Source organism: Sphingobacterium lactis (assembly GCF_051951495.1).
Taxonomy (GTDB): domain Bacteria; phylum Bacteroidota; class Bacteroidia; order Sphingobacteriales; family Sphingobacteriaceae; genus Sphingobacterium; species Sphingobacterium lactis_A.
The window spans coordinates 59,663-84,144 of sequence record NZ_JBNHAS010000004.1 but is presented as its reverse complement, the minus strand read 5'-3'; the positions used below and the strand labels follow the sequence as shown (position 1 = coordinate 84,144).

20 protein-coding genes are annotated in these 24,482 nt (G+C 40.6%); 3 read left to right on the top strand and 17 right to left on the bottom strand.

Annotation, left to right across the window (positions count from 1 at the left end):
• The first annotated feature begins 97 nt into the window (after positions 1 to 97).
• Entirely contained in the window at positions 98 to 742 is a 645-nt protein-coding gene (locus tag ACP6L2_RS14510) for a response regulator transcription factor (protein WP_344673542.1), read from the top strand.
• Positions 743 to 770: 28 nt separating this feature from the next.
• Here the strand turns inward: ACP6L2_RS14510 and ACP6L2_RS14505 are convergent, their stop codons facing one another.
• The 15 genes from ACP6L2_RS14505 to mraZ all read right to left on the bottom strand — a co-directional run bounded on the left by ACP6L2_RS14505 (position 771) and on the right by mraZ (position 18,283).
• Positions 771 to 1,910, bottom strand: coding sequence for a sugar phosphate isomerase/epimerase family protein (locus ACP6L2_RS14505; protein ID WP_440510047.1), 1,140 nt, complete (start codon positions 1,908 to 1,910; stop codon positions 771 to 773).
• A gap of 78 nt (positions 1,911 to 1,988) precedes the next feature.
• Positions 1,989 to 2,174, bottom strand: coding sequence for a histone H1 (locus ACP6L2_RS14500; protein ID WP_344673540.1), 186 nt, complete (start codon positions 2,172 to 2,174; stop codon positions 1,989 to 1,991).
• 275 nt (positions 2,175 to 2,449) lie between these two features.
• Positions 2,450 to 4,141: a cell division protein FtsZ gene (gene ftsZ, locus ACP6L2_RS14495; protein WP_440510046.1), complete on the bottom strand. Its 1,692-nt coding sequence runs from the start codon at positions 4,139 to 4,141 to the stop codon at positions 2,450 to 2,452.
• A 141-nt stretch (positions 4,142 to 4,282) separates the two neighbouring features.
• A complete protein-coding gene (ftsA, locus tag ACP6L2_RS14490) occupies positions 4,283 to 5,665 on the bottom strand; it encodes a cell division protein FtsA (protein WP_344673538.1) in 1,383 nt (460 codons plus the stop codon).
• Positions 5,666 to 5,707: 42 nt separating this feature from the next.
• Positions 5,708 to 6,538: a cell division protein FtsQ/DivIB gene (locus ACP6L2_RS14485; protein ID WP_440510045.1), complete on the bottom strand. Its 831-nt coding sequence runs from the start codon at positions 6,536 to 6,538 to the stop codon at positions 5,708 to 5,710.
• The gene (gene murC / locus ACP6L2_RS14480) at positions 6,528 to 7,886 is read right to left on the bottom strand and encodes a UDP-N-acetylmuramate--L-alanine ligase (RefSeq protein ID WP_440510044.1); all 1,359 of its coding nucleotides are present in this window, start codon (positions 7,884 to 7,886) and stop codon (positions 6,528 to 6,530) included. The genes ACP6L2_RS14485 and murC overlap by 11 nt, the downstream gene beginning before the upstream one ends.
• A 3-nt stretch (positions 7,887 to 7,889) precedes the next feature.
• A complete protein-coding gene (murG, locus tag ACP6L2_RS14475) occupies positions 7,890 to 8,990 on the bottom strand; it encodes an undecaprenyldiphospho-muramoylpentapeptide beta-N-acetylglucosaminyltransferase (protein WP_440510043.1) in 1,101 nt (366 codons plus the stop codon).
• A gap of 43 nt (positions 8,991 to 9,033) precedes the next feature.
• Positions 9,034 to 10,230, bottom strand: a complete 1,197-nt coding sequence (locus ACP6L2_RS14470) for an FtsW/RodA/SpoVE family cell cycle protein (RefSeq protein WP_344673534.1) — start codon at positions 10,228 to 10,230, stop codon at positions 9,034 to 9,036.
• Positions 10,231 to 10,256: 26 nt separating this feature from the next.
• Positions 10,257 to 11,630, bottom strand: coding sequence for a UDP-N-acetylmuramoyl-L-alanine--D-glutamate ligase (gene murD / locus ACP6L2_RS14465; protein ID WP_440510042.1), 1,374 nt, complete (start codon positions 11,628 to 11,630; stop codon positions 10,257 to 10,259).
• A 1-nt stretch (position 11,631) separates the two neighbouring features.
• Complete coding sequence (mraY, locus tag ACP6L2_RS14460; protein ID WP_440510041.1) at positions 11,632 to 12,876, bottom strand: phospho-N-acetylmuramoyl-pentapeptide-transferase; 1,245 nt, start codon at positions 12,874 to 12,876, stop codon at positions 11,632 to 11,634.
• 4 nt (positions 12,877 to 12,880) lie between these two features.
• A complete protein-coding gene (locus ACP6L2_RS14455; RefSeq protein WP_440510040.1) occupies positions 12,881 to 14,338 on the bottom strand; it encodes a UDP-N-acetylmuramoyl-L-alanyl-D-glutamate--2,6-diaminopimelate ligase in 1,458 nt (485 codons plus the stop codon).
• A 1-nt stretch (position 14,339) separates the two neighbouring features.
• Positions 14,340 to 16,466, bottom strand: a complete 2,127-nt coding sequence (locus ACP6L2_RS14450) for a penicillin-binding transpeptidase domain-containing protein (protein ID WP_440510039.1) — start codon at positions 16,464 to 16,466, stop codon at positions 14,340 to 14,342.
• 14 nt (positions 16,467 to 16,480) lie between these two features.
• A complete protein-coding gene (locus ACP6L2_RS14445; RefSeq protein WP_344673529.1) occupies positions 16,481 to 16,894 on the bottom strand; it encodes an FtsL-like putative cell division protein in 414 nt (137 codons plus the stop codon).
• 11 nt (positions 16,895 to 16,905) lie between these two features.
• The gene (gene rsmH, locus ACP6L2_RS14440; protein ID WP_440510038.1) at positions 16,906 to 17,817 is read right to left on the bottom strand and encodes a 16S rRNA (cytosine(1402)-N(4))-methyltransferase RsmH; all 912 of its coding nucleotides are present in this window, start codon (positions 17,815 to 17,817) and stop codon (positions 16,906 to 16,908) included.
• Entirely contained in the window at positions 17,810 to 18,283 is a 474-nt protein-coding gene (gene mraZ / locus ACP6L2_RS14435; RefSeq protein ID WP_344673527.1) for a division/cell wall cluster transcriptional repressor MraZ, read from the bottom strand. The genes rsmH and mraZ overlap by 8 nt, the downstream gene beginning before the upstream one ends.
• A 928-nt stretch (positions 18,284 to 19,211) precedes the next feature.
• Between mraZ and aspS the strand changes: the two genes are divergently transcribed.
• The gene (gene aspS / locus ACP6L2_RS14430; RefSeq protein ID WP_440510037.1) at positions 19,212 to 20,966 is read left to right on the top strand and encodes an aspartate--tRNA ligase; all 1,755 of its coding nucleotides are present in this window, start codon (positions 19,212 to 19,214) and stop codon (positions 20,964 to 20,966) included.
• A 99-nt stretch (positions 20,967 to 21,065) separates the two neighbouring features.
• Positions 21,066 to 22,454: a LutB/LldF family L-lactate oxidation iron-sulfur protein gene (locus ACP6L2_RS14425; protein ID WP_440510036.1), complete on the top strand. Its 1,389-nt coding sequence runs from the start codon at positions 21,066 to 21,068 to the stop codon at positions 22,452 to 22,454.
• Positions 22,455 to 22,581: 127 nt separating this feature from the next.
• Here ACP6L2_RS14425 and ACP6L2_RS14420 read toward each other — a convergent pair whose 3' ends face one another.
• Positions 22,582 to 23,976 (bottom strand): vWA domain-containing protein, encoded by a 1,395-nt coding sequence (locus ACP6L2_RS14420; protein WP_440510035.1) that lies wholly within the window; start codon positions 23,974 to 23,976, stop codon positions 22,582 to 22,584.
• Positions 23,973 to 24,428, bottom strand: coding sequence for a carboxypeptidase-like regulatory domain-containing protein (locus ACP6L2_RS14415; RefSeq protein WP_440510034.1), 456 nt, complete (start codon positions 24,426 to 24,428; stop codon positions 23,973 to 23,975). Before ACP6L2_RS14415 ends, ACP6L2_RS14420 begins: the two co-directional genes overlap by 4 nt.
• Between the last annotated feature and the right edge of the window lie 54 nt (positions 24,429 to 24,482).

Sequence of the window (24,482 nt, the reverse complement as noted above, 5' to 3'; positions counted from 1 at the left end):
AATTATTTAGCTACTAAATTGAATATTTAAACCCTGTCTTTTGGTGAATAAACCGAGCCAAAAAGCAGAAAAAATGCCGGTTAGAGATAAAAATACGATGAAAAAAATTTTAATAGCCGACGATCATATCATTGTCAGACTTGGGGTCTCTACTGCCATTAAAGAAACCATTAAGGCTGTAGAAATTACGCATGCCCAAACCTATGATGAAGTTTTCGAAGAACTGAAAAGAAATAGGTATGATCTATTGCTCCTAGACATCAATATGCCCGGCGGAAATAACATTAAAGTTATAAGAGAACTCTTAGACATCCAGGATGACCTTAAAATCCTCGTCTTCTCCTCTTATGATGAAAGTTTGTATGCCCTTCGATATATTGAAGCTGGTGCCGCTGGATATGTGAATAAAACGACAAGCATGACCGAGTTCACCAATGCCATAAACAGCATATTTGAACGCGGTAGATACATGTCTGATGCAATCAAGGATTTATATGTCCAGAAATTGACAACCAGCAAATCTAAGGTGGATAGCTTAAATCCTTTATTTAAACTTTCCAATCGTGAGATGGATGTCGCAAGGCATTTGATCGAAGGATTAGGAATCATTGAAGTGTCCAGTAGGTTGAACTTAAGCTCTTCCACTGTCAGCACCTATAAAAGCAGGATATTTGAAAAATTGGGTGTTACCAATATTCCCGATTTGATTTCCTTATTCAAAATGAATACAGAAAAGGAATAACGTTTAGTTATTCCTTTTCTTTTATCTGTTATTTTTTCAGTTTGTCGATAGTCTGAACTGGGATATCCTTTCTTTCCATTTCTTTCAAACCTTTCTGTTCTGAAAAGGCATAACCCTTTTCTCCCAGCTCCCATAAAAGTGGCGCAAGGAAATTAACGGTGTTTTTAGCCCCTTGGTTAATCGCGGCCATGTTATGAGTGTCCTTGGAGTTCTTGGCCTCATTCTCGATCTCAAACGGCCCGGAGAAGCCTCTATCGTGAAGTATCTCGACGAATGAATTCCAATCCATATCATCTGTTCCTCCAAAACCTGGAAGCATCGCTGTATAATGATGCCTATCCCAATCGTTTTGCGGGATATTAACACCTGCTTTAGCCGCTAATGTTGGATCAACATATTGCATCGGATACATTCCACCCCATTCAATAGAACCTTTATCCGCATTCATCTTAGTCGTCTTAACATGAATGCGCTTTAATCGATCTATATCCATCTGATCAATTACATCTACTGGATCTGTATTTTGCCAAATATCATGCGAGGGGTCGTAAATCTCACCATGAGCCTTACTTGGAATCAGGGCATACATGAGCTTTCTTGCCGCCAATACACCCGGAAGGTTATTGTACGTACTGGTATAACGAGAAGACCTCCAGCCCTCCATTGGACAGTTCTCATAAACAATAGTCACCCCAAGATCTTCCGCATATTTCACAATGGGTTCAAATACCCTTTTGTATTCATCTAAATTCTTTTGGAAACCATCAATCTGATTTCCTAAATCATGGTTATAACCAACAAAAGTCCCAACCATGACATCATTCTCATCACCCCCTAACAAATGGGCGATACGAATTAATTTAAGCAGGTGGTTTTGATTTTTCACGCGCTCTGACTCTTCACCACCAATCATATTTTCAAAGGCACCAAGGGAAAGCCTTAACCCTTTTTCATTAAATTTCTGGATTGTTTGTTTTGCTTGTTCTGGACCGTAATCTTCATATTCCAAGTGCGTAGCTGTATGGTCTTGACGAGTACCATCCTTACGGAAAACACAAAGATCAATACCTTGGGCTCCTGCAGCTAATGCACTATCTAAAAGTTGATCTTGACTAAGCTGGTCATAGGCTGAGCTCATAAGCCAAATCGGGTTCTGTAGGTTCTTCATGCTATAAATTTAAGCTAATTATGGCACAAAAAAAAAGCCCAGTAGTGGGCTTCATGTGTAACAAGATTATGTAACAGGTTATTTCTTGTTTTTCAACTCCTGTATACCCAATCTCAATGACTGCGCCATATTCTTGATATCTTGCAACCCTTTCCGTACACGTGTCCCAGCAGCGCTATTCCCTTTGGAATAAAATTTCTCTGCATCATTTTCCAAGCCGTCGATTAAAGACTTTAATTCTTTGAACTTATCATTACTTGCCATAACTTTTAGTTTTAATTGTGATAATTTTTAGTAACTCCCTTAAAATTAACACCTTTTTTCAATAAACAAAACAAATTTGAGTTTTTAACAAGTTGAGGAATAGGCCATAGTAAGAATTCTTCGTGATCCTGTTCATTAAATTACAATATCTGTTTATCGCCCGTTTTATTTGCGCCAAATCAAATTAGAATGCAAGCGATTAAAAAAGCAAACACCAATAAATAAAAAAAGGTGTCCTTCACAGGCCACCCTTTTCTTTATTAAATAGGATAAGATTAATCTACGTTGTCGTGTAAAAACGAGTTGTTCGGTCTAATCTCGGTCTCACCATCATCAAATGATAAAGTGAAACGGCTCACTTGAGATTGTGAAGAGTGAGGAACATCATCCAAGGTTTTTTGCTTACGCTTGTACGCTGGCTCATTCTCTAATTCTTGTAGACCATTTGAAGATTTCAATTTCATACTCAATTCTTTCAAGCGAAGGATGCGTTCCTTAGTTTTCATTAATTGATCTTCGAAGTTTGTTTCTTCTTTCTTTGCTTCTTCTAATTCCACTTCCGCTTTCGGTTGAAACTCCTCTTCTTCTGCTTGAGGCTCTTCCGTTGCTTGGTAAGAATCAAATACTGTTGGAAGTTTGAATTCAAACATCGATGTTGAAGTTTTCAATTCAAATCCATGTGGATTTGGATCTTCTTCTACCTCATCCATATCGGCATTATCATCTAATTCCAAGGTATGGCGAATCAAGTTAGGCTCTTTATTTTCAACCGCGTTTGCTTGCGCAGAGCTAGCTACTTTGTTTGAAAATAGGTCAGCTTGTGGACCCTGTGGATTGTTAGTTGGTTCAGCAGGTTGGCTTGGTTTAACAAAAGCCGAAGGCTCATTTGCCGTACGATCAACAAACTGATTGGTTGCTACTGGTTTAACGAATGCAGAAGTTTGTACTTCAGGAGTCAAGGGAATAGCGATTTTCTCTTTTTCCTTTTCTTTTACACGCTCTTCAGCAGTCTGAAAACCTGTTGCAATTATCGTTACTGAAAGTTCCTCATCGTAATCCTCATCGATACAGTTACCCCAAATTAAATCAGCTGAAAGACCAGCTTTTTCTTGGATGTAATCCGTTACGATCGCCACCTCATCCATAGTAACCTCACGAGTACCGGAAGTGATGTTTAATAAGATATAACGAGCACCTTCAATTTCATTGTCTTTTAATAATGGAGATGCCAATGCGCCTGTTACAGCATCTAATGCGCGTTGCTCTCCTTTGGCTACAGCATTACCCATGATAGCAACACCGCTATCGTTCATCACGGTACGCACATCTTTGAAATCGACGTTTACATATCCCGGAATGGTAATGATCTCTGCAATACCTTTCGCTGCTGTCGTTAAGATATCATCCGCTTTCGCAAATGCAGCAGTCATCGTTAAGTTTCCGAAGATCTCACGTAAACGATCGTTCGAAATCACTAAATAGGAGTCTACATATTTACGTAGCTCTTCCAAGCCATCTTCGGCTTGCATACGTCGACGCTTACCTTCAAATGTAAAAGGGGTAGTTACAATAGCAACGGTTAGAATACCCAACTCCTTCGCAGCTTTTGCTAATACCGGACTTGCTCCAGTACCTGTACCACCGCCCATACCCGCAGTGATAAACAACATCTTCGTATTGGTACCAAGCATACGCTTGATGTCCTCAATACTCTCGATAGCTGAATTCTCACCAACGTCAGGATCTGCACCAGCACCCATTCCCTCGGTTAAACTTGCTCCTAACTGTACCTTATTTGGAATAGGGCTCAACTCCAATGCCTGCGCATCCGTATTACATACGATGAAGTCTACTCCACTAATTCCTTGCTTGTACATGTGGTTAACAGCATTCCCGCCGCCACCACCAACACCAATTACCTTGATAATTGATGAATTCTCCTTTAACATTTCAAATTGTATCGACATATAATTTATCCTATTTAATTCTTCATCAATCTATTACGTTATCGCAACTTGACTCAACAATTCTAATGTAATATTACCAAATACTTAACAAGAGTTTTCCACATTTGTTAAAATGTGGAAAAAACACTGCTATGTTGATAATTATTTCTTGCCAATGAAAGTGTCATCATCGATGTCAGCTCCATCTTTAATCCAATCGCCTAAGAATCGCGTTAACCAACCTTCTTTTCTATTCTGCCCTTCCGCTATTACTTTAACGTCTTCTTTGGTCGTTTCTTTTACTCCGCCCGCTTTTTTCGTAGTTCTTTCTTCGTTGCGTTTCTCTTCTTCTTCCAAAGACTGGATACCTTTGATCAATAATCCAATACCTGTTGCATACAATGGGCTCTTCAACTCATCAAATGCTTGTTTGTTCAACATATCGGTTTTTGCCAAATACTCATTTGGATATCCAATACGGCAGTCGATGCCCGTAATGTATTCCACTAATTGTACCAAGTGCTTCAACTGTGCCCCACCACCGGTGATCACAATACCTGCAATTAGCTTATCTTCATAACCCGAAGACTTGATCTCGTAATAAACGTGCTCAATAATCTCCTCCATTCTCGCTTGAATGATATAGGCCAAATTCTTTACAGAAATCTCTTTCGGTTCTCTTCCACGGATACCAGGTACACAGATCACCTCATTATCCTTGTTCTCATCTGCCAATGCAGAACCGTAACGAACTTTTAATTGTTCCGCTTGATTACGCAACACTGAACATCCTTGACGGATATCCTCTGTCACAATATTTCCTCCCAAAGGAATTACAGCAGTATGGCGGATAATGCCTTCGTGGAAAATAGCCACGTCAGTCGTACCACCACCGATATCAACCAAAACTACTCCTGCAGTTTTCTCTTCTTCATCTAATACAGCTTCTGATGATGCAAGGGGTTCTAAGATCAATTCGGATACCTCTAAGTCTGAATTGTCCACACAACGTTTAATGTTCTTGATATCGGTTACTCGACCAGAGATAATATGGAAGTTCGCTTCTACACGTCTTCCAGCCATTCCAATCGGCTCCTTAATACCAGGCTCATTATCAATCGTGAACTCCTGAGGCAATACATGAACGATTTCCTCTCCAGGATTCAAGACCAATTTGTACATGTCAGAAATTAAACGCTCAATGTCGATGCGTCCAACTTCATCGTCATCGTTCTTGGTAAGGATGCCTCGGTGTTGGATACTTTTGATGTGCTGCCCAGCAATTCCTACGTTGACAACTTTAATGTCCACGTTTGATTGGCCTTCTGCAACTGCAACTGCCTCGCGAATGCTCGTTACCGTTTTTTGGATGTTCGCTACGACACCACGGTTAACCCCTGCAGACTCGGCTTTCCCAACTCCTAATAACTCAACCTTATTCGAACCACTTCGACGACCTACTGTAACACAAATCTTTGTGGTACCGATATCCAACCCTACGATGATTGGATTCTCTTTCTCATTTTCTACAATTCTAGGTTTCATATGCTGTGTTTGATGCTGTAAATTATTCTCTTTTTCCTTTTTTTAAATTCCTTTATTGATCTTCATTTGTAAACTATCGATGAACCATTCTCCTTTGCGTTCACAGATAATTTGACCGCCATATTTTACATTCACTTTCGAGTAGGCATCGGTACCTACCTTAGGTAATATATGGGTGTAAAACTTGGCCAAGCGATCCAATTTGTATTGTAATGAATCAGCCGAACCGATGATCAATTGTTGCTCGCCTACACGAGGCACAATTTCGATGTCATAATCCGAGTTCACATATAATTGAACAATCTGATTGGACCATAACTCATCCGACTTCGTTTCTTCCACTACCTGTACCAGTTCTTTTACTTGTTTACTTTGTACTGGTTCCAAAGCTTTTTTATATCCCTCGCGGATAAACCCATTGGCTACCATCACATGCGGCACATATTTCAAGGTCACTGGAATCTTTTGATTCTTGGAATCCACATAGTATTCCTGACCATTTTGATTGATTACACGTAAAACAACTTCACGCTGTTGTACTTTCACCTGCATCACACCATCCATATCAATATGCACATCAGCCTCGGACACGTATGGTGATTTCTTTAACTCGGTTTCAATTTTATGCAATGGAACCTCATTCAAAGTACGGCCAACCACACGTCCGAATTTTTCTTGAATCATTCCAGTGATATCCTTTTGATCAATGAAAGTTTCTTTTCCCTGAACCATTACCTTTAGCGCCGAGCATACTTGAACCTGATCCTTTTTGGTCACAAGGCTCATCAACATCCCAACACCAACGATGGCTGCTATACTCAAGAAAAAGTAGCCAACCTGACGCCATTTGATATTTCTGATCTTATTTATCATTTCTCAAAATATCACTTAATGGTTTAACCAATTTATCAATATCTCCAGCCCCAACAGTCACAACTAATTCCGGGCTCTCTGATTTTACAATCTCCAATACCTGTTCTGGACTTACCAATCGTTTACTCTCCAATTCAATCTTAGACAATAACCAACTCGAGTCAACACCTTCAATCGGAAGCTCCCTAGCCGGATAGATTTCCATCAATAAAAGCTCATCTGCCAAGCCCAATACTTCCGCAAAGCCATCGATAAAATCCCTAGTCCGAGTAAATAAATGTGGCTGAAAAACAACGGTCAATTTTTTGTTCGGATATAGTTTCTTCATCGAGGTTAAGAATGCACGCAATTCTTCAGGATGGTGTGCATAATCGTCGATGTAAACATGTTCTTTCGTTCTTACCAAAAACTCAAAGCGACGTTTTACGCCTTTGAAATTCGATAAGGCTTGAACGATCTTATCTGCATCAATTTCTAACAACTTCGCAACAGTAATCGCAGCAACCGCATTCTCCACATTATGCAATCCTGGTATACCCAAGTGAATATCCTTAATGGTTAAGTCTGCAGAATGGTAATCAAAATAGAACTCACCATCTCTTACATGCACATTCTCAGCATAAGCATCACATTGCTCTTCACGAGAATAAGTGATGTTGCCGCTAAATGGCAGACCTTTCTTAACAATCTTATCACCGCCATCGACAACGCGATCCAAGAACAACTTGAACGAGGTCACCAATTCCTCAGGATCTCCATAAATATCCAAGTGGTCTGCGTCTGCTGAAGTCACAATAGCGATGTTTGGATGTAAGGTCAAGAATGAACGATCATACTCATCCGCTTCCACCACAACCACATTGTTCTCTCCGAACAATACATTATTTTGATAATTACTGCTGATACCACCTAAGAAGGCCGAGCAATCGTATCCTGAATCTTTTAAAATATGTGCCACCATGGTCGAGGTGGTTGTTTTACCATGTGTTCCTGCAACAGCAATAGTAAAGCGGCTAGCGGAAATAAATCCTAATACTTGCGAACGCTTAAACAACTCATGACCTTGATTCACAAAAAATGCCTTTAATGCCAAATCCTTAGGAATAGCCGGAGTGAAAATCAAAAGAGTCTCTTCACTTGGCTCTTGAAAGTTTGCAGGAACAGTCGCAACATTATCATCGTATGATACTGGCATCCCTTCTGCTTCTAAAGCTCTGGTCAATTCGGTAGAAGTACGATCATATCCCGCTACTTCACATCCTAAACGACGAAAATAACGAGCCAATCCGCTCATGCCGATTCCACCTATTCCCAATAGATAAACTCTTTTTATTTTGTCGATATTCATTTTCTATTTTTTAATTAATTCTAAAACTTCATTGGCGATGACTTCATCAGCATCTGGCAAAGCCAATTTCTTTATCTCTTCTCCTAATTGCGCCTGCTTCGCAGAGTCTTGCATTAAGGCAATAATTTCTTTTACCAAAGCTCCTCGAGCATCTGTGTCCTTAACCATAATCGCCGCATCCTTTTTCACCAATGCCATGGCATTTTTAGTTTGGTGATCATCCGACACATTTGGCGAAGGAACCAATATTACTGGTTTCCCAATCACACATAATTCGGAAATGGTGCCAGCACCAGCACGAGCAACAATCACATCAGCCGCTGCATAAGCATAATCCATACGCTCCAAGAAAGGCATCAACTTGATGCTTTCCGGAAGTTGTTCTCCGATTTCTGCTTGCACCTTCTCGTAATAGTAACTTCCACATTGCCAAATAACCTGAATACCTTGTGCAACTAAATCTGGTATACCAGCTTGAATACAATCATTCAAGGTTAATGCGCCTAAACTACCTCCCGTTACTAACACCGTGCGTTTCGCTACATCTAGACCAAATGCATGAATAGCTTCTTCGCGCTTTCCTTCAATAGCGACTGAAGATTTACGAATCGGATTACCCGTTAACAGAATACGATCTGCCGGAAAAAAACGATCCATCCCTTCATAGGCAACACATATTCTTTTTGCTTTTGCACCCAATTTCTTGTTGGTTACTCCAGCAAAAGAATTTTGTTCTTGGATAAAAGTTGGTAAGCCCATCATATTAGCCATCATCAACAATGGCCCCGATGCATACCCTCCAACTCCAATTGCAGCTTCTGCTTTAAACTCTTTAAGAACTTTTCTTGCCTTCCACATGCTTTTCAACATCTTGAATGGAAGACCAATATTTTTTAATAGCGATTGACGGTTGATACCTACGATATCCAATCCTACAATCTCATAACCTGCAGCCGGCACTCTTTCCATCTCCATCTTGCCATTTGCCCCTACAAACAGGATCTCCGTATCCGGAGCTATATTCTTTAGCGCATTAGCAATGGCAATTGCTGGGAAGATATGTCCTCCAGTTCCGCCTCCGCTTATGATTATTTTATGCGCCATTTGTTAATTCTTTTTTACTAATTTTTTGAAAAATCCAACCCGATTAAATCGTACCTACCACCACCTTTTTCGCTGGGCGAACTACAGGTTCCAATTCTTCCTGGTTTTTTAACTCTTCAATATTTCTACTTACACTCAGAATAATACCCAAGGCTACCGATGTAAAGAGAATGGATGTACCTCCCATACTTACCAATGGCAATGGCACCCCGGTTACTGGACCCAAACCAACAGCTACTGCCATATTGGCTAATGCCTGTATGGTCAAACTAAATCCAAGGCCAGCCGCCAAAAAGGCTCCAAAGGCTCTTGGACTCATCGTCACAATCCGTATACATCGATACATTAAAGCGATGTATAAAAACAAGAGTATAGCCCCGCCTATTGTACCATATTCTTCAATGATAATCGCAAAAATGAAATCGGAATACGGGTGTGGCAATACATTTCGTTGAACGGAGTTACCTACGCCTTTTCCAAACATCTCTCCAGTAGCAATGGCAATCTTCGCATTGTTAGCCTGGAAGTTCTTATCATCTTGAAAACTGGTTTTTCCATCGTGAACTTCCTCCGTATTGAAGAAGCCCTGAACCCGACTCACATACGTTGCTCGACGTGGGCCTAAAAAGATGACCAACAATAATAAAACAGCTCCCCCAACACAAACCACCGCAATCTGTTTAAAACTAATACGGCCAATCATCAACAACAACACACTAACCCCAAACAACATCAATGCAGTCGATAGATTCGCTAAAGCAATTAACACGAAAACCGCACATACAGCTCCCATAATAGGAATAAACGATTTCTTGACGTCCTTAATCTCCTCTTGCTTACGCGATAACATCCTCGCCAAAAAGGTAATCAAAGCCAATTTTGCCAAATCTGATGTCTGGAAAGTCTGATTGATTACCGGAATAGTTAACCAACGGCTCGCCTCATTTACCTTACTACCAAATAATAGCGTGTATAACAATAAAGGGATCGTGATGATCATGAGCAATTTGGAAATACCCGCATAATAACGGTAATCCAATTTGTGCGACAAGTACATCAATCCTAAACCAGCAGCTACGATAAAGAAGTGCTTAAACAAGTATAATTCTGTTCCTTTGCCTTCTTTATAAGCCAGCGTACCTACTGAGCTGTAAACAGCCAGTAGAGACCAAATGGACAACAAGATCACAATGATCCAGATCCACTTATCGCCTTTTAGTTTAGAAAAAATGTATTCCATAGTCCTGCTCCTCCTTATGTAATTTCTTATAAATGCATTACGGCATCTTTGAATTGATCGCCGCGATCTTCGTAATTCTTAAACCAATCAAAGCTGGCGCATGCTGGTGACAACAAAACGGTATCTCCCTTTTTCGCTAAATGCGATGCAATCTGAACAGCATCACCCATAGATGCGGAATTCACAATTACATCGGTATCATCCTCAAACGCCTCATGAATACGACTCGTATCTTTACCAATACAGATGATGGCTTTAACTTTTGATTTCACTAAATCACGCAACATCTCGTAGTCATTGCCTTTGTCTACACCACCCATAATCAAAACGATTTCGGTGCTGAAACTTTCTAAGGCATACCAAACCGAATTCACATTCGTCGCTTTAGAATCGTTGATATAGTTTACACCGCCAATACATGCTACATGCTCCAGTCTATGCGCCACATTCTCGAATGAACGCATGCTGTCCTGCATAACCTTATTGCGCAATTCCTGAACCTTCGCTACTAAACCTGCTGCGCTGTTGTTATACACGTTGTGTCTGCCCTGGAGTGATAATTCTTCAATATTCATGATAAAAGCTTCTCTATTTGGTACTATGATGTTTAAGTTCTTGTCGCTGTCCACATAAGCACCTTGTGCCAATGTTCCTTCTTGTGTAAATGGCAAATGCATTGCCGCAGTCGGATGCTTTTCTAAGGCCGCAACGGTCTCCGCATCATCCTGACAATAGATGAAATAATCACTCTCTTTTTGGTTCTGCACGATGCGGAACTTAGAAGCCACATAATTCTCCATCTTATATTCATACCTGTCCAAATGGTCAGGGGTAATGTTTAATAATACAGCTACATCAGCACGGAAATGATACATATCATCCAGCATAAAACTGGAAATTTCCAATACGTAGCAATCGTGTTGCTCACGCGCCACCTGTAAAGCAAAACTATTCCCGATATTCCCAGCCAAGCCCACGTTTAATCCAGCATCCTTTAAAAGGTGGTAGGTCAATAAGGTAGTCGTTGTCTTACCGTTGGAACCTGTAATGCAGAATAATTTTGCATCAGTATACTGGGCTGCAAATTCAATTTCCGAGATAATCGGTTTGCCCATCGCGCGCAATTGCTGAATCAATGCCGCCTTTTCAGGTATACCCGGACTTTTAACAATTAAATCAGCATTATGAATCAAAGCCTCTGTATGTTGTCCCGATTCAAAGGCAATACCTTCTGCTTGCAAGCTGTTCAAATATCCTTCAGCTATGGTTCCCATATCTGAAACAAACACGTCAAAGCCCTTATCCTTACCTAAGATTGCGGCACCCACACCACTCTCTCCCGCACCTAGAATCACTAAGCGGCCTGATTGTGGGTAATATGTATTTGCAATATTTGACATGTTATCTAACTTTCAATGTGACAATCGTAATGATGGCTAGAATAATCGATACGATTAAAAAGCGTGTTACGATCTTGGATTCATGGTAACCTTTCTTCTGGTAATGGTGATGCAATGGCGACATCAAAAAGATGCGTCTACCTTCTCCAAATTTCTTTTTCGTGTACTTGAAATAGGATACTTGCAAGATCACGGATAAGTTCTCCAACAAGAACACCCCACACAATACCGGAATCAATAATTCCTTACGGATCAAAATGGCAAATGCAGCGATGATACCTCCAATAGTTAAACTACCTGTATCACCCATGAACACTTGTGCCGGATAGGCATTGTACCACAAAAACCCAGTACATGCTCCAACAAAGGCTCCCGCAAAAATTACCAGCTCACTGGAATTCGGGATATACATGATGTTTAAGTAGTCCGAAAAGATAATGTTACCCGAAACATAGGCTAGAATCGCTAATGTAATACCGATAATTGCCGATGTACCCGTAGCCAATCCATCTATACCATCTGTCAGGTTAGCACCATTGGAAACTGCGGTAACAATTAAGACCACAACGATCAAAAACAATCCAAAAGTGACCCATACATTATTTAAACCGAATACATCCAAAACCTTGGCGTAATCGAATTCATTGTTTTTATAAAGCGGAATGTTTGTCTTAGTCGATTTCACATTCTCCGCATAAATCTTCTCCCCGGTTGATGGATTGATAACAACCTCGACTGGTCTTGATGAAGAAGGGTTGGTTACTTGTTGACGAACAACGATATCCGGATGAAAATACATCGTAATCGCTATTAGGACACCTAAACCTACTTGTCCAATCACCTTGAAACGACCTGCTAAACCTTCCTTATTCTTGCGAAAAACTTTGATATAGTCATCCAAGAAACCAATAGCGCCCATCCAAAGGGTAGTGATGATCATGATGATGACATAGATATTATCCAGCTTGGCAAATAACAAAGTCGGTATAAGAATACCGGCGATAATAATCAAACCTCCCATGGTTGGAGTACCTTGTTTTTTCTTCTCCCCTTCTAATCCTAAGTCACGAATGCTCTCTCCTACTTGTTTTTGGTGCAGTAAACGGATTAAACGGCTACCATAGACAGTGGTGATAATTAACGAACCAATAACCGCCATTGCCGTACGGAAAGAGATGTATTGAAACAATCCTGCTCCTGGAATGTGGATATGCTCGTTTAACCAAGTGAATAAATAGTATAACATCCGTTTAGTTATGTTCGTTAAAAATCTTTATTAATTCTTCTTTATCATCGAAGTGGTTCTTCACTCCTTTTATCTCTTGGTACTTCTCGTGCCCCTTTCCAGCCACCAAAATCACATCTCCTGCTTGCGCAAGGTGAAAGGCTGCTCGGATAGCTTCTCGACGATCAGTAATGGAGAATACATTCTTTTTCTTCTCAGCTGGAACTCCTGCTTCCATCTCTTTAATAATAGCTCCTGGTTCTTCTGACCTTGGGTTATCTGATGTTAGGATAACTTTATCGCTTAGACGACAAGCTACCTCCGCCATTTCCGGACGTTTCGTACGATCGCGGTCACCACCACAACCCAATACCGTCAATACTTGTTGTCCTTCTTGACGCAATCCATTGATGGTCTCTAGGACATTTTCAACCGCATCCGGTGTATGTGCATAATCGACAATTGCAACCACCCCATTTTTCGCCTTCAAGGTCTCAAATCTTCCTTCTGCTCCAGTAATCTCGGAAAGTGCTGTTAACACGTGCATGGTTTCCTGTTCTAACAAGATCGCCGCAGCATATACCGCTAACAGGTTGTAGGCATTAAAGTGACCCACCAATTTCACCCATAGCTCATGCTGATCGATCTGCAAGAGCATACCATCAAAATGACTCTCCAAAATCTTCGCTTTGAAATCAGCCATTTGCTGTAAACCATAGGTTTTGCGGTGTGCAAATGTATTTTGCAACATAACCTGACCATTCTTATCATCCACATTGGTCAAGGCAAAAGCAAAACGATCTAAATCGTCAAAGAACTTTTTCTTTGCCTTAATGTAATTGGCAAAGGTTCCATGAAAGTCTAAGTGGTCATGCGTGATATTCGTGAATATTCCACCCGCAAAACGAAGTCCTGCAATACGTTGTTGAACCACCGCATGCGAACTCACTTCCATGAAGCAAAAATCACAACCATCTTCCAACATTTCTTTCAATAAAGCATTCAAAGAAATAGGGTCAGGTGTAGTATGTGTCGAAGGTATGATACGTTCACCGATCTGATTTTGAACGGTAGAAAGTAAACCCACATGGTATCCTAATTTTCCAAATAAATTGAACAGTAAAGTTGCTACGGTTGTCTTTCCATTGGTTCCTGTAACACCCACTAGTTTCAATTTCTTTGATGGATTACCGTAGAAGTTCCCTGCCATTACCCCTAAGGCATACGCTGAATCTGGAACCAAAACATAAGTAACCGCTGCTTGAATTTCTTGAGGCAGCTCCTCAGCCACCACTACTGTTGCGCCTTGTTCAATTGCCTTTGCAATAAACAAGTGACCATCGGTTTGATGCCCACGTACAGCAACAAAAGCGGAACCCGCCTCTGCTTTGCGCGAGTCAAGACACAGACTGGAAACCGTTGTTTCCAATTCGCCTTGGTACTCCTGTACCGGTATGCCGTGCAACAAGTCTTTTAATAACATCTTAATTCAATTCTATTAATACACGGGTACCAGGTTTCAAGCGTTGTCCTGCTGCCAATGATTGATTGATAACTTTTCCTTTTCCATGAACAGTGGTTTTAAAACCAGCATTTTCCATGGCATATATCGCATCCACTAGACCCATTCCCTTAACATTTGGAACTAAGCCCTCACGAACCTCCGCTACTGCAAATGGTAAATTTGTCTGTGTTGCTGAATCTTTTTCTGCTTTAACTAATGAAGTCCAATTCACCGTTTTGAAGCCTAACTTCTCATAAACTTTAGCTGTTGCTTCTTTTGAACCTCTTAAGGTATATGGTACTTTCGCACCTGCCACATTCACCTGACGCTCAGCAAACGTATGGTGCATCGAAAGATCATTCGCATAAACCATATCTGCTAATTCCCTGAATACAGGTCCCGCAACAGAACCACCATAATAACCGTTTCTCGGATTACGAATAACCACAATCATGGAATATTTTGGATTCTCCGCTGGGAAATATCCTGCGAAAGAAGATTGATATCGTCTAGCTCCATAACCACGTGAACCATCAGCCATCTGTGCTGTACCAGTCTTACCAGCTGAAGTGTATAATGGGCTTTTCAAGCGTTTTCCTGTTCCTTCGTTCATCACACCCGCCATCATGGTCTGCATGGATTTAATCGCTTCCGGGGAAGCAATCTGCTTGTTAATTACGCGAGCTTCAAACTTTTTAATGGGCTGCCCTAAATGCTGAATTTCCTTAACAAATAATGGAGCTATCATTTTACCATCGTTAGCAACCGCATTGAATAAGGTCAATGTTTGCAATGGCGTTAATTTCAACTCATAACCATAAGCCATCTGTACCAAGGATAATTTACTCCATGAACGGCTATCCGGCATTTTCACCCATGGCTGTGCTTCTCCAGGAATCTGTAAACCCAATTGTTGGTTTAAACCCCATGATTGTAATTTCCCAGTAAACTTCTCAGGACTGCTACCATAATGTTGGTTGATCAGTTTTGCAACGGCCACGTTCGACGATTCTTCAAACGCTTCTAAAACAGTCATTACTGACTTTTTAGGCGCGTGAGAATCCTTAATGGTATGGGAAGGAACCTTATAGGTACCATTTCCAACATCCACTGTTGTATTTAGATTGACTTTATTATCATCTAAAGCCACCAAATAAGAGGCTACTTTAAAAGTTGATCCTGGGTCAGCTCCTTGAGCAATGGCATAGTTGAATTTCTCACGATAAACGCCTTCACCATCTCTTGTGAAATTGGCAATCGCACGAATCTCTCCGGTTTTCACTTCCATCAATACCACACAACCATTATCCGCATCTGAAATTTGCAATTGTTTTTCTAAGGCACGCTGTGCCATATCTTGCATATTGACATCGATGGTCGCAATGATATCCGAACCATCAGTAGGCGCTACTTCCATTTCGCGATTCACAGGAATCCAAACGCCACCTGCTATACGCTGCATTAACTGCACCCCGCTCTTTCCTTCGATATAATCGCCATAAGCACCTTCCAATCCCACTCGAACGGTATCTCCTTTGGTATTTTTATAACCAATAGTACGTGCTGCTAGATTGGTGAAAGGAAGAATACGTTTGTTTTCGCGAACAGCAATTAAGCTACTGGAAAAGCGCTGCTTATCTTCTTTAAAAGTCTTGAATAAAGGAAATTTCTTCAAATCCTTTAATTGCTGATGCGAAACAGCACGTTTTATCAAAACATAGCGATGCTTCTTAGCTCTTGCTTCCTTCAATTGCGTCAGATATTGACGAGCAGAACGATCACCAAAATATTTCGCCAAGCTGGAGGCCAAAGAATCCACCCGAGCATTGAAGACATCATTATGCTCGGATGGAATGGCCATCGCATCAAACCTAATATCATATTCTGGTACCGAAGTAGCCAGTAAACTTCCATCATTGGAGTAGATGTTTCCACGTGCCGCTTCCACAACCCGCTCGCGGATAGTCAAACTATCAGCAATCTCACGCCAACGCGCACCATCTACATATTGCAAATGCAACAACTTCCCAAAGACCAATAAGGCCCCGAAGACCATTAGTCCGAACGCCAGGTACACCCGCAGTAATATGGTTTTCCTAATATTCATGTTTGGTAATGTGATTACTTTTGCTCTTGTTTTATTACTTCTAATTTAATTGGCGGCTCCGTCCGCTCTTTTAATCCTAGTGTGTCTGCCCGTTTGGCAATCTCCGTCTGCGTTGTTAATTTCATCAACTCAGCATTCAAGGATTTATAATCCCAACTCAATTCCTTCACCTCTCTTCCCAATTTATCAATTCGACGAACCGTGTTCTCTGCCAAATGTCTGTTGGTGATATAAACCAAACCTAACAAAGCAAGAAAAGCCACAAATGGCAGGTTCTTCGTAACTAGATAGGCAGATAGCTTTTGGGAGGAAAAAAAGGTCTTGAGGAAATTCTCGGTCTCTTCTACTTTCTCTTCCAACTCATCCGACATCTCCTCCTGAACTTCTTCGCTCAGTTCCTTTTGCTTGATCGTATTCCTTTTTGCCATCTAATCTCTCGTTAAATCTTTTCTGCAATCCGCAATTTTGCACTGCGGGCTCTATTGTTTCGAGCAACCTCTTCCGCATCGGCTACTATCGCCTTACGACTGATTACTTTAAATGGTTTGATTTCATTACCGAAGAAATCCTTCTCTACCTCACCTTTGAATTTCCCTTTGGCCATGTAGTTCTTCACCAATCGATCCTCTAAAGAATGATAGGACATCACGACCAATCTTCCTTCTGGCTTTAATATTTGCTCCGTCTGCGACAGAAACTCTTGAAGGGCTTCCAACTCTTTATTTACCTCAATGCGTAAAGCTTGAAAAACTTGCGCATGGTACTTATGCTCTTTTCCTTTTGGCACCAGCTTCTGAATCACCTGCTTCAATTCCGCAACAGTCTGAATTTCTTTGGTCAAGCGTGCTGTAACGATTGCCTTTGCCAGAGATTTAGCATTTTGAATTTCGCCATACATGCCGAAGATTCGATGAAGCTCATCCTCTGGATAGGTATTCAACACCTTCTTCGCATCCAAATCCGAGATTTGATCCATGCGCATATCCAAATCGGCATCGAAACGAATGGAAAAACCGCGATCTGCAGCATCAAATTGATGCGAGGAAACCCCCAAATCCGCCAAAATCCCATCCACTTGCTTCACCCCTTCTAGACGTAAATTATTTTTTAAGAACTTAAAATTCTGATGAATCAAACGGAAGCGATCATCTGCCAAGGCATTTTTAACCGCATCCGGATCCTGATCGAATGCATATAGTCGGCCATCCGGCCCTAAGTGTTTCAAGATCTCCTTGGAATGACCTCCTCCACCGAAAGTCACATCCACATAAACCCCGTTTGGTTTGATTGCTAGTGCTTCTATGCACTCGCGTAACATGACAGGAACATGGTATCCAATCTCATTACTCATTTGGCATTCCCCCAAAATTAAAATTACCCATTACCTCTTGTGCCAATTCTGAGAAACCTTCATCAAATCCTGCTTCCATCAATGCTTCGTATTCTTCTTTCGCCCAAACCTCAATCTGATCCATTTGACACTGCAAGAAAACCTCCCCTTGAATATTCGCATATTCCAAAAGCGATTTCGGTAACAAAACTCTTCCCGCAGCATCCAAAGTCAATTCCGTAGCACCACGCATAAACATCCGGATGAAATTCCTCGTCTTTGGATTATATTGATTCAAACTCGACAGTTGAGCCATCTTCTTATTCCACTCTTCCCGCGTATAGATCACCAAGTTCTTTTCGAACCCACGGTTCACAACAAGACCTAGACGCTCAACATCAGGCAATTGCCTTTTGAGCGAAGCAGGTACGACCATGCGTCCCTTGCTATCTAGCTTGCATTCAAACTCGCCAATTAATGGTTCCATTTCTATACTTCTACGGTAATTATTATGTAAAAGTATACACTTTCTCCCACAATCCCCCACAATGCCCCACAAAAAAGTTTTCCACATAGCCTATCTACTACAAAATAGGCCTTAAACTGGTCAAAAAGCGATAATAATATTGAAACACAATAAATTACATTTTGTATCAAATGGTCCAAATCAAGCACCTTTGACTAGCTAAAACACTAGCAAACAGCTGTTACAAGACCAAATTTTTGCCCTTGTGGGGTGAAGTGGAGCAAGGTCATACTACTTGTGCCTTGAAAGGGGGCAAAGTGGGAGATTTATTCCAAAATGTTTCTTTTCTAGATGAACTTTTGGCTCTCAAACGAATAACCTTTAGGTTGATTTTAGGATACGTCAAAAACGATAAGCTCTTCTGTCTAGAAGAAGTTAAGTCAAGGTTATATTTCCTTCGATATTGACAGTATATGGATTCGCTACACTTAGGGAATTTCCTTGGATCTGATAGGGATCTCCTTCGGATCTCGTTCGGTCGGAACCGAACGAGATCCGAAGGAGTTCCGAACAAGTTCCGAAGGAGATCCGTTAGAGTCTCGAATCCAACCCCTGTGAGAGACGTTGAGACAACAGACAAAAGACAACAGAAAGTAGATGTGAGACCGCTTCGCTATTAGATGTGAGATATGAGATAGAAAAGGGGAAACGGTCGAAGCATGCTTCGACCCTACGGTTAAAGTATAATTGCCAATATTTTCACGATTGTTTGTAGGGGCGATGCATGCATCGCCCGCCATCAAGTATATCCTACAATCTGTTTTCTGATGTCTGATGTCTATTATCTATTATCTATCATTTTTCTTCATTTTATGTGTATTCTGCTATTCTATTGTCTATCTCACATAAATCCGATAATTTTGTAACGCAAAAAAATTAAAAAATAATCATGCATAGAACACATACTTGTGGCGAATTGAGAATCACAGACCTCGGAAAAAAGGTAACCCTAAGTGGATGGGTGCAGAAATCTCGTGATTTAGGTGGGATGACCTTTATCGATGTTAGGGATCGTTATGGCATTACCCAGCTTACTTTCAACAGTGAGGATGATGAGGCATTACGCAGCAAGGCTAGAGAATTGGGCCGGGAGTATGTAATCAAAGTAACGGGAACCGTCATTGAGCGTTCCAGCAAAAACAATAAGATTCCTACTGGTGAAATAGAAATCAAAGTGAGTGATTTGGAAGTTCTAAATGAATCCAAGTTACCTCCCTTCACCATTGAAGATGATACTGATGGCGGTGAAGATATCCGTATGAAATATCGTTATTTGGATATTCGCCGTAATCCGGTAAAGAATTCCTTATTATTCCGCCATAAGGTGGCTCAAGAAGTTCGTAATTACCTTTCGAGTTTAGATTTTTGTGAGGTTGAAACACCTTATTTAATTAAGTCAACTCCTGAAGGGGCGCGTGACTTTATCGTTCCTTCAAGAATGAATCCAGGACAATTCTATGCACTGCCTCAATCTCCACAAACATTCAAGCAATTGTTAATGGCAGGTGGCCTAGACAAATATTTCCAAATCGTGAAGTGTTTCCGTGATGAGGACTTACGTGCAGATAGACAACCCGAGTTCACGCAGATTGACTGTGAAATGTCTTTTGTTGAACAAGAAGATATCTTAAACGTATTTGAAGGTATGACTCGTCATCTATTAAAGAACATTCATGGGATTGAAATTGAGCAATTCCCTAGAATGACTTTCGATGAGGCGATGAGAACTTATGGGAATGACAAACCGGATATTCGTTTCGGTATGAAGTTCGGCGAATTGAATGCGGTTGCTCAACAAAAAGAGTTTGCCATTTTCAATAATGCGGAATTAGTAGTTGGTATTGCGGTACCAGAGGCTGCGTCTTATACGCGTAAGCAAATTGATGAACTAACGGATTGGGTAAAACGCCCTCAAGTTGGTGCCTCAGGAATGGTATATGTAAAATGTGAAGCTGATGGAACGTATAAATCATCAGTCGATAAATTTTACGATCAAGCGGATTTAGCGAAATGGGCAGAAGCTACTGGAGCGAAAGCTGGGGATCTAATCATGGTGCTATCCGGTCCAGCCAACAAAACAAGAGCGCAACTAAGTGCATTACGTATGGAATTGGGTAATCGTTTAGGATTACGTAAGCCGAATGAATTTGCTCCTCTTTGGGTTATTGATTTCCCATTATTGGAGTGGGATGAAGAAAGTGGCCGTTATCATGCGATGCACCACCCATTCACTTCTCCGAAAATAGAAGATATGCCTTTATTGGATACTGATCCAGGAAAGGTTCGTGCAAATGCGTATGACTTGGTATTAAATGGTAATGAGATCGGTGGTGGTTCTATCCGTATTCATGACAAAGACATGCAAGCTTTGATGTTCAAGCATCTTGGTTTTACTGAAGAACAAGCACAAGATCAATTTGGTTTCTTAATGAATGCTTTCCAATATGGCGCTCCACCACACGGCGGATTAGCTTTTGGTCTAGATCGTTTAGTAGCTATCTTAGGTGGTCAAGAAACTATTCGTGACTTTATCGCATTCCCTAAAAACAACTCTGGACGTGACGTGATGATTGATGCGCCTGCAACAATCGCCAAAGAACAATTGGATGAGTTAAGCTTGAATGTTATTGAACCAAAACAATAAATGACGATAAGCGTTTAACATTTATATTAAATTACTATATTTAAAAGTTGGCTGTATCCCGGCCAACTTTTATTTTTGCAAGAATTCAACTCCACCCCTATGGCACAAACAATAGCTGACAAATTTCTACAAGATAGCGCGACAAAATCTTTTGACGCTCGTCATCGTCAGATTATCAATACCGGTATTGATAAATATAATGTTGCCTTTGAAAAGGGGAAAAGCAAATTTTTCGATTTAGAGAATTCCAAAGTCAAAGCCAACCTGATTAAATGGAAGGTGATGGAGAATTTGGACAAGTATCTATTGGACTTTGAGTCTAATTTCACGGCTAATGGAGGCCGGGTTATTTGGGCAAATGATATTAAAGAGGCACAGGAAGAGATTTGGCGTATCATGGAGCATCATGGTGCCCAGTCGGTTGTGAAATCTAAATCCATGGCTACAGAGGAAATAGAATTAAATCATTTTCTGGAAAAGAAAGGAATTGAAACCATTGAGAGTGATTTAGGTGAATTTATTATCCAATTATTAGGTCATAAGCCTTATCACTTTGTGACTCCGGCTATGCACTTGAGTCTGGAAGATATCGCCAAGTTATTTCATGAGAAATTCGACACACCTTTGGAGGCCAGTGCAGAAGAATTGACCATGAAGGCTCGTGAGATCCTTAGGGAGAAATATACAACAGCTGATATCGGTATTTCGGGTGCTAATTTTCTGGTTGCCGATACAGGAAGTATCGCGATTACGGAAAACGAAGGTAATGCTCGATTAACGACTACCTTTCCAAAGGTACATATTGCAGTAGTGGGAATTGAAAAGGTTATCCCGAATATGAATGACCTGGATTTGTTCTGGCCATTATTGGCTTCACATGGTACCGGGCAGAACTTAACGGTATATAACACTTTATTATCTGGCCCGAAAAAAGGTACGGAACGTGATGGACCTGAAGAAATGTATGTTATCCTTTTGGATAATGGCAGGACCAATGTATTGGAACAAAAGGAGCAGCGTCAAGGACTTTACTGTATTCGCTGTGGAGCATGTTTGAATGTTTGCCCTATATATCAGAATATCGGTGGCCACACCTATGAAACCACCTATCAAGGACCAATAGGCTCCTTGATCTCTCCGCATTTGAACGGCATGAAGGAATTCAAACACTTGAGCTTTGCCTCTTCTTTATGTGGGAAGTGTACGGAAGTTTGTCCTGTGGGAATTGATATTCAGAAAATGTTATTATTAAATCGTCGTGATTCTGTGCAAGAAGGCATGGCTACCTCGATGGAGAAAAAAGGCTGGAAGATGTTTACCTGGGCAATACAGAAGCGTAAATTAATAGACTTCTTCGGCGGAAAAACAAAGAACTTCTTTGTACGCAATTTCTTCAAAAAAGCTTGGGGTGATAAAAGAGAACTTCCAAAAATTGCTGATAAATCCTTTGCACAGCAATGGAAAGAAAAACAAAAACACGATAAGTAGATAAGTTTAATCAGAAATTTTATAAGGATTTAATTTATTAGAATATAAAAACAAAAAAAGAGGAATGTAATATTCCTCTTTTTCTTTGCACCCTATTTATGAATGGGAATGATTTATTCCATCATTATTATTCACTTTCTTTAAATCCATTGGTATCGAACAACGATTTACTATTTTCGGCCATACGGATAAATTCTGCACGATAACCTTCATCGTCTTTACCTTTAGCTGCTTTTGCGCGAGTAATTAATCTTTGGAAGTTTGCTTTTTGTTTGAAGTCCGAATTACGGATAAGCATTCCAAACTCGGCTACCGCAGTAGCGAAACGAAAATCTTCACTTGCATTTTCAATAGCTATAGCTTTATCTGACACGACCTGTTGTTGTAATTTACTTCGATCGCTAGTCGGTTCTTTATAACGGAACTTGACAGTTGCCAACTCACCATTGCTAGCTCCAGCAGGTGCTTGCTTATCCTTTTGGTATTTCAATGGATCAACTTTCCCGAAGATCTGGGAGATGATACCTGTTGGAATAAGCTCATACAGCGCAGTCACGGTATGCCCTACCCCCATATCACCACCTAATTTCGTGTCGTTATTAAAATCCTCGGCTTCCAACAAACGGTTTTCATAGCCAACCAATCGATAGGCTTGCACATAGGCAGGATTAAATTCAACCTGAATTTTGACATCTTTGGCAACTGTAAACATGGTTCCACCAAATTCTGTCACCATAGCCTTACGGGCTTCTGAAATGTTATCGATATAGGCGTAATTACCATGACCTTTATTGGCAAGTATCTCCATTTTGCTGTCTTTCAAATTTCCCATACCATAACCAAGTACAGTTAAGTTAACACCACTTTGACGTTCTCTGCTTATCAGATCTTCCATCGCTTCATCAGATGAAGCTCCCACATTAAAATCGCCATCTGTCGCTAAGACAATACGATTATTACCATCTTTTATAAAATTTTCTTTAGCAATATTGTATGCTAGCTTGATACCAGCCCCACCAGCTGTAGATCCTCCTGCTTCTAACTCATCAATGGCTTGCTTAATAGTCATCTTCTGACTCCCTGAAGTACTTTTGAGTTTTAACCCAGCTGAACCTGCATAAGTCACAATAGCCACTTTATCTTCTGGTCTTAACTGATCTACTAATAACTTCAAAGAAGATTTAACCAAAGGAAGACGGTTGGCTCCAAACATAGAACCAGATACATCGATTAGAAAGACAAAATTTGATGCCGGTAATTTTTCTGTAGGCATATTTTTAGCCTTCAATGCGATACGCATTAATTTATGCTCTGGATTCCAAGGAGCAACCGATAGTTCGGTATAAATCTTAACAGGATCCCCATTGGTAGGTGGGTTAAGGTTATATTGGAAATAATTGATCATTTCCTCTACTCGTACTGCATCCTTAGGAGGTAATTGACCGGCATTGATCATCCTGCGCACATTGCTATAGGAAGCAGCATCTACATCTACTGCAAAGGTAGAAAGAGGATCTTTCAAGGGGATAAAAAGGTGTTCTCCTTAATGTCCTGATAAGTCTCCGAATTCGTTGTCATAGGCATTGGCATTCTCACACTCATATTAACACTACCAACAACTTTTCCATCCGCATGTCTGGGTCTGCCATAACTTTCAACAACTACTTCTTCTAACTGATTATTTCCTTGATCTAATAGTACATTCAAGCTATTGCTTTTAGGGACTTTTACCACTTTTGTTTTGTATCCTAAATAGGAAAACATCAATAGATCTCCAGATTCTGCATTGATTTTATAGAATCCGTTCTTATCAGTGGTCGTAGCAATATTTTTATTTTTCACTAAAACTTGTACTCCAGCTAAAGCTTTGTTATCAGCATTGTCCCTTACATATCCTGATATTTCTGCGGCAATGGCCTGGTCTGCACCTACTAGGAGGATTAAGACGGCGAATAAATAGATGATTCTTTTCATAGCGTGTAAATTTTCTCAAGGGATGCATTAAAAATGAAATTTCCATAAACGAGA